2 protein-coding genes are annotated in these 1,403 nt (G+C 68.2%); both read left to right on the plus strand.

Going from position 1 to position 1,403, the window contains the following annotated elements:
* A partial coding sequence (locus AOK09_RS36510; RefSeq protein WP_217698541.1) for a hypothetical protein occupies nucleotides 1–385 on the plus strand: 385 nt, incomplete at its 5' end.
* Between the two features lie 41 nt (nucleotides 386–426).
* A partial coding sequence (locus AOK09_RS38655) for an amino acid adenylation domain-containing protein (protein WP_245687653.1) occupies nucleotides 427–1,403 on the plus strand: 977 nt, incomplete at its 3' end.

Raw genomic sequence — 1,403 nt, forward strand, 5'->3', positions numbered from 1 at the left:
GGATCCGGAGTATCCGGTGGATCGGGTGGCTTTTATGGTGGGGGATGCTCGGCCGGTGGTGGTTTTGGTGGCGGGGTCGACGGTGGGTGTGGTGCCGGAGTCTTTGGGTGTGCGGGTGGTGGTGGTGGATTCGGTGCCGGTGGTGGGTGTGTTGGCGGGTTTGGAGGGTGGTTCGGTGGGTGTGTTGGGTGGTGGTGGTGGTGTTCCGGTGGGGTTGCGGGGTTCGGTGACGGTGGCGCTGGATGTGTTTGATGTGGGGGCTGCGGGGCGTTTTGCGGAGGGGTTTGTGCGGGTGTTGGAGGCGGTGGCGGGGTGTCCTGATGTGCGGGTGGTTCGGTGGGTGTGTTGGGTGGTGGTGTGGTGGTGGCGAATTCGGCGTATGTGATTTATACGTCGGGGTCGACGGGGGTGCCGAAGGGTGTGGCGGTGTCGCATGGGTCGGTGGCGAATTTGGTGTCGGTGTTCGGGCCTTTGATGGAGGTGGGTCCGGGGGTGGGGGTGTTGCAGTTTGCGTCGTTCAGTTTTGATGCGTCGGTTTTGGATGTGGCGGTGACGTTGGGGTGTGGTGGTGTGTTGGTGGTGGCGAGTGGGGTGGAGCGGTCGGAGCCTGGGCGGTTGCGGGCGTTGGTGGAGTCGGCTCGGGTGCGGTCGGCGAGTGTGGTGCCGTCGTTGTTGGGGGTGTTGGAGCCGTCGGATCTGGCGGGGGTTGAGGCGTTGGTGGTGGGTGCGGAGGCGATCGAGGCGCGGGCTGCGGGGGTGTGGGCGCGGGGGCGGCGTCTGGTGAACACCTACGGCCCCACCGAGGCGACCGTGATCGCGGCGGTGGGTGAGGTGGATCCGGAACGCGAGGGGGTGGTGCCGTTCGGCAGCCCGATCGCGAACACGCGCATGTTCGTGCTCGACGAGTACTTGGCGCCGGTGGCTCCGGGCGTGGTGGGCGAGTTGTATGTGGCGGGTGCCGGCTTGGCGCGTGGCTATATCCGGCGTGCCGGTCTGACGGCGGAACGGTTCGTCGCCGACCCCTTCCGCGGCAACGGCGGACGGTTGTACCGGACGGGTGACCTGGCCCGTTGGGGTGAGGACGGTCAGCTGGTCTTTGCCGGCCGGGCGGACGAGCAGGTGAAGATCCGTGGCTTCCGGGTGGAGCTGGGTGAGGTGCAGACCGCGGTCGCGGCGCATCCCCAGGTCGCCCAGGCCGCAGTGGTGGTGCGGGAGGACAGCCCCGGTGACAAGCGCCTGGTCGCCTACGTCGTGCCCGTCGGCACCGGCGGTGACGCCACCGGACACGCCGACCTCCCGGCGTCGATACGGCAGTTCTCCGGAGGGCGACTGCCCGAGTACATGGTGCCGTCGGCGGTGGTGGTGCTGGACGCGCTGCCGTTGACGGTGAACGGGAAGCTGGA

Source organism: Peterkaempfera griseoplana (genome assembly GCF_001418575.1).
Taxonomy (GTDB): Bacteria; Actinomycetota; Actinomycetes; order Streptomycetales; family Streptomycetaceae; genus Peterkaempfera; species Peterkaempfera griseoplana.